The organism is Saccharopolyspora taberi, assembly GCF_039534165.1.
Taxonomy (GTDB): domain Bacteria; phylum Actinomycetota; class Actinomycetes; order Mycobacteriales; family Pseudonocardiaceae; genus Saccharopolyspora_D; species Saccharopolyspora_D taberi.
Map to the genome: position 1 here is coordinate 1 of NZ_BAAAUX010000005.1, position 5,096 is coordinate 5,096.

Below are 5,096 nucleotides of genomic sequence, written 5' to 3' on the forward strand. Positions count from 1 at the left end.
CGGCATCGTGGAGTCCGCGCGTCCGTTGCGCTTCTTGCTCACCACTGCGGCCGCTAGGCGGCCCCGCAGGGGCCGCCCTTGATGAAGTAGAGAAAGTCAGAACACGTGCGCCTGGTGACGCCGATGGTCAGTGCGGGAGAAGCCGCGAGACGTACCCGGCATCGATGAGTCGCTCGAACGCTGCTCGGACGTTCTCGGGGATCTCCTGCGGGATCGCGAACTCTCGGTCGGCGTGAACGGTGATGCGCTGGGTGTCACCAACGAGCATGTTGATCACGCGGTCCGCGTCCCCGATGCCTTCGACGTACTGGTCCAGGGGGGAGCCGTTGCGACGTGCAGATGACCTCGACCTCAGGCCACGCCTTTCGGCATGTCGCGTAGGCCCGGCGCTGCTGGTACGGCCGCGAGATCAACGTGATCGACTTCGGGTGGATGCCGGCTTCCTGGAGCACAGTCCGGGTGAACTCGATGTTCTCGCCGGTGTTAGTGGCCTTCGGCTCAACGAGGATCGCCTCGTCCGGCACTCCCAGGCTGACCGCGTGCTGACGGTAGTGCACAGCCTCACTGCGGGGGAATCGTTCGACCGTCGTCGGCGCGTTGGCGCCGGTGAAGACGATGTGCGGGAAGTGCCCCTCCTGAAACAGCTCGGCCGTGTAAGTGGCGACGCCGAGGTCGTGGCTACCGAGACCCACGCCTACGTCGGTTGGCCGCAGCTCGTGGTGAAGATCGTGGTAGTCCCACAGAGTCCGCACATCGTCTTCAAGAGCGGCGGGGATCGCGGCTGTGGTCATGCCTGCCTCTCACTCGAGGAGGGTGAACGAGTACTACCAGGAGAACCGGCTCGCCTTGTGGATGCCGCGCGCGAACTCCACGGCCACGTCGTCGGCTGTGTAGGGCGTGCGGTGAAGCACCATAACGGGCTCGCCGGCGGGAATCGCAAGCTGCTTACGGGCTCTTGGTCGGCACAACGCCGTGATGGCTCGGCGGTGTCGGAGCGCTCCGGTCAGATCGCGGTCGCGTGCAACAACCGACGCGAGTCTGTGTGTCCGTCGTGCGCCGCTCGCTACGCCGGGGATGCCTACCAGCTGGTGAAGTCCGGCCTCTCCGGAGGCAAGGGTGTGCCGGATGATGCCGCGTCTGATATCCGGCTGTTCGTCACGCTCACGGCTCCTTCATTCGGGCCTGTCCACACCCGCTCGGTGACCACGCGCGGTCGTGTGCGCCGCTGCGCCTGCGGCGAGAGTCACCACGAGGCCGACACTCGGATCGGTTCCCCGCTGGATGTGGACTCCTACGACTACGCGGGTGCGGTGCTGTGGAACGCCCATGCCGGCGCCTTGTGGCACCGGTTCCGCATCTACCTTGCACGCTTGGTCGCCGCATGCCGCGGGGTGAAGGTCAAAGACATCCCGCACACGTTCCGGCTGTCGTACTCCAAGGTCGCTGAGTACCAGCGGCGCGGCCTGGTGCACTTCCACGCCGTGATCCGCCTCGACGGCCCAGACGGTCCTGGAAGCCCAGCCCCGGAGGGCATCACGGCCGACATGCTGGACGAGTTCATCCGCGTCTCCGCGTGGAAGACCTCCGTGGATATCGAGGCCACCGACGCGTACCCGGCGACGGCGGTGAAGTGGGGCCGCCAGGTCCAGGTGGACCCCATCACTCCGTCCTCCGACGATGCGGCCGAAGCCCTTGGGGATCAGCGGGTGGCGGGCTACGTCGCGAAGTACTCCACCAAGGGCACTGGGGCAACCGCCGGCACCGCACCCGGATTCGCTCCGAGGCTCACATCGACGACCTGGAGGTCTCGGAGCACCACCGGCGCATGATCCGCACGGCCTGGCGGCGCGGCCTGCGGCGGTGGGCACACATGCTCGGCTTCGGCGGGCACTTCCTTACCAAGTCCAAGTACTACTCCACCACCTTCACCACGCTGCGCACCGTGCGGGCCGAGCACCAGCGAGCCGAACACCTGGCGGCGCTGGGCATCGACGACACCGACGATGTGCAGATCGTCAACGACTGGAACTTCGTAGGCATCGGCTGGGGCAGCGCAGCACAACGCGAGTTGGCCGAAGCGATGGCCGAACGGCACCAGTACGCGCGACGTACCTGCAGCGACGCCCGGAACGAGGCAGACGGGGGCGAGCGTGGCTGACATCGACGACCGGTGGCACCGCACCGGCCCGGACGGCAAGCCCGAACGCACCGACCGCTACGGAGTTGGCGCACGCTGGCTCGTCCGCTGGCGGAACCCCGCTGGCCGACAGCGCAAGAAGAGCTTCAAGCGCAAGGCTGACGCGGAGAACTACGCCACCACGATCGAACACGGCATGCTGTCTGGTTCGTACATCGCGCCTGACGCGGGGAAGATCGTCGTTAGGGAGTGGGCACAGCGGTGGCAAGAGGTTCAGGGGCATCTCGCCAGATCGACGTTCGTGCGCTACGAGATCGCCATCAACACCCACATCGTCCCGAAGTGGGGGGAGCGTCCACCTGTCCTCGATCAAGCACGCGGACGTCCAGGTGTGGGTTTCGGGGCTGGCAAGGAAGTGGTCGGCCGCCTCCGTGGTGAAGGTGCATCGCGTCTTCTCCCAGATGCTCGGCTGGGCTGTCCGGGATGGGCGGATCGCCAACAACCCGGCTGAGGGCGTGCGACTTCCTAGGCCGGACCTACCGGATCACCGCTACTTGGATCATGCGGAGGTCGCCAAGCTGGCGGAGCGTTGCGGGTCGTACGGGACCGTGGTGCGCTTCCTCGCCTATACCGGTCTGTGCTGGGGCGAGCTGGCTGCCCTCAAAGCCGGCCGCGTCGACCTGGTTCGACGTCGCGTACTTGTGGCGGAGTCCGTGACGGAGGTCAACGGCGAGTTGGTTTGGGGAAGTCCGAAGACCCACGAGCGTCGCTCTGTGCCGCTGCCTCGGTTCCTGGCCGATGAGCTGGAACCGATCGTGTGCGCTCGACCGGACGACGCGTTGGTCTTTATGGCTCCGCGTGGCGGTGTGCTTCGGGTTCGGAACTTCCGCCGCGCCGTCTTCGACCCTGCTGTTCGAGACGTGGGACCGCAGGGGTTTCACCCGCACGAGCTTCGGCACACCGCCGCGTCCCTGGCGATCGCTTCAGGAGCAGATGTGAAGATCGTTCAGCAGATGCTTGGGCACAAGACCGCGACCATGACGCTCGACCTCTATGGGCATCTGTTCCCGGACCGACTGAACGATATCGCGGATCGGATGGATCTTGCGGTGCGTGCCCCGATTGTGCCCCACGAGTAATCTCGAGGCACTGGCATAACGCTGCGAGCTGGGCGCCCTCGGCAGGACTCGAACCTGCGACACCTGCCTCCGGAGGGCAGTGCCTCGATCAGTCGTTCTTCCTGTTCAGAGGCAGGACAGTGACACTTGTGTACTCGATTTGTACACGCATTGCGCACGGCACCGCATGAGGGCTGTAACAGTGGGGCTGTTGCGAGGGTGTCCGGGCGGGGTCGAGCAAGGTTGCGATGTGCCCGCAGGAGCGAACTCAGGCGGTGGCCAGATCCGCGCTGTCGCATCGAAACCCCTGGGGTGGAGGTTGCTTTCGGCTTCAGGCTGATCCCGCCACTGTTACAGCCCTGGAGCCACGTGGATGTCTAAGCGCGGTGCGGGGGAGCGGGGGCACATCTGACGCCAATAGTGCCACCGAGTCAGGCGGTCGATCAGGCGCGGTTATCCCTCGTCACCCTGCATTCCCGGCCGTCATTGTCCTTGTGGGCGGGGAACTGGCCGTTTTTGTTCAGGGTGAACTTTCGATCGCACGAGGGGCAGCTGCGGCGACTTCGCGGTCGGGTGCACCGCGAAACCCGGTCGACGTACCGCGTAGTCCCCGACGCAGGACAGCGCCGCTGTGCCCAGCCGAGCGTATGCACGCTCTCCAGGTAGTGGACTGGCACCGTACCCGCCTTGGTTTTCCGCAGAGGCAGGCAACATTCCCCACAGTGCATCGTGCTCCCCAGCAGTTGAGTTCAGCACTTGTGGATCATGTCAGGCCAACTTTCATCAGGCAGCGGCCAACGGGGTGGTAGTGCGGCGCGGTCGGCATGACTCCCCGGAGCAACATTGATGGCGCCGGGCCCTGTCGGCTCGTCGCGGGTGATCTGCGGGGACAGGGGGACACGCGTCCCTTCGAGATGTCCCCAGAAAGCGCCGCTATCCGTGCTGGTCAGGGGCTTACGGGGACAGCGGGGACACTTCCACTCATGCCCGCCATCCTCCATGCAACACGCGAGAGGCTCTCTTTAGGAGAGCATCTCGCAGTGCGCTGAACGTGGCCCTCTCATCTGCGTAAATGTCTGAGGGTCACCCGCGCCAAGTGGCTGTCGAGGGTGCCGACGACGTGGACCGGGCCGAGTGGGTGCCCGTGACCGAGGCACTACGCGCCGAGCCGGCCTTCGACCACGGCGAGATCCTGCGCGACGCGTTGCGTCTGGTGGCGTGAGCCGAGGCCGTTCCCACTGCCCGGCACGCTTGCCGGACCGCGCCTGGACGAGCCGAACTGCGTCTACCGAGGTGACAATGGCGCTATGGACGCCGATTACCTGCGTCAGCCTGCATCGGCAAGGGCGGAGCGCGCAGCTGCAGACCGACCAACAGCGGAACATCAACGACCCGACGGCGTCGACGACTTCACGGTGGCCGCTGTCGGCAAGCTCACCGAGGCGCTGGAGACCGTCGAGCGTGCGCGCGGCCACCTCTACGAGTTTCACCAGTTGATCGGTGCTGGCGCAGCCGCCCTCTGTGAGGCAGTAGCCGCCCTGAAGGAGTGCGGGCAGGGCGAACTCGCCTACGAGATCGAACGCGAACTCGTCGGCCGCAACATCGTGCCCGGGAGGTGGACGTTCCAAGTCGTCGAGGAGTTCGACGACGGATACTGGACCGTCTTCCGCGAGCACGAACAGCGAGCACGCGACCTTCTACTTCGAGGTCGGCGTCACGTTTTCGAGGCCGAGATGAAGGAACGGGAGCGGAGCGTCGACGAACATGGCCTGCCTCTGCCGGGGCATGAAGCAACGCCGGATTGATGTCGATTGTCGAATGCGAAACGGCCGTCATGGTGC

The 5,096-nt window shown here is 65.7% G+C and carries 5 protein-coding genes and 2 pseudogenes; 5 read left to right on the top strand and 2 right to left on the bottom strand.

Annotation, left to right across the window (positions count from 1 at the left end):
• Positions 1-127: 127 nt before the first annotated feature.
• Both ABD691_RS04480 and ABD691_RS04485 read right to left on the bottom strand, forming a co-directional pair.
• Positions 128-791: pseudogene (locus ABD691_RS04480) on the bottom strand (YdcF family protein).
• Between the two features lie 33 nt (positions 792-824).
• On the bottom strand, positions 825-914 hold the full coding sequence (locus ABD691_RS04485) for a hypothetical protein (protein WP_344678101.1): 90 nt from the start codon (positions 912-914) through the stop codon (positions 825-827).
• A gap of 126 nt (positions 915-1,040) precedes the next feature.
• Here ABD691_RS04485 and ABD691_RS04490 point away from each other — a divergent pair.
• The 5 genes and pseudogenes from ABD691_RS04490 to ABD691_RS04510 all read left to right on the top strand — a co-directional run bounded on the left by ABD691_RS04490 (position 1,041) and on the right by ABD691_RS04510 (position 5,060).
• A pseudogene (locus ABD691_RS04490) lies at positions 1,041-2,158 on the top strand (replication initiator).
• Positions 2,151-2,648, top strand: coding sequence for a hypothetical protein (locus ABD691_RS04495; protein ID WP_344678102.1), 498 nt, complete (start codon positions 2,151-2,153; stop codon positions 2,646-2,648). Before ABD691_RS04490 ends, ABD691_RS04495 begins: the two are co-directional and overlap by 8 nt.
• A gap of 43 nt (positions 2,649-2,691) precedes the next feature.
• The gene (locus ABD691_RS04500) at positions 2,692-3,276 is read left to right on the top strand and encodes a tyrosine-type recombinase/integrase (protein ID WP_344678103.1); all 585 of its coding nucleotides are present in this window, start codon (positions 2,692-2,694) and stop codon (positions 3,274-3,276) included.
• A gap of 1,075 nt (positions 3,277-4,351) precedes the next feature.
• Complete coding sequence (locus ABD691_RS04505) at positions 4,352-4,477, top strand: NUDIX hydrolase (protein WP_344678104.1); 126 nt, start codon at positions 4,352-4,354, stop codon at positions 4,475-4,477.
• 85 nt (positions 4,478-4,562) lie between these two features.
• Positions 4,563-5,060: a hypothetical protein gene (locus tag ABD691_RS04510; RefSeq protein ID WP_344678105.1), complete on the top strand. Its 498-nt coding sequence runs from the start codon at positions 4,563-4,565 to the stop codon at positions 5,058-5,060.
• Positions 5,061-5,096: the final 36 nt, after the last annotated feature.

What these genes read in the sequence shown, in the direction of transcription:
- ABD691_RS04485 (WP_344678101.1), bottom strand. Translation starts at nt 914, where the DNA reads ATGGTGCTTCACCGCACGCCCTACACAGCCGACGACGTGGCCGTGGAG.
- ABD691_RS04510 (WP_344678105.1), top strand. Translation starts at nt 4,563, where the DNA reads ATGGACGCCGATTACCTGCGTCAGCCTGCATCGGCAAGGGCGGAGCGC.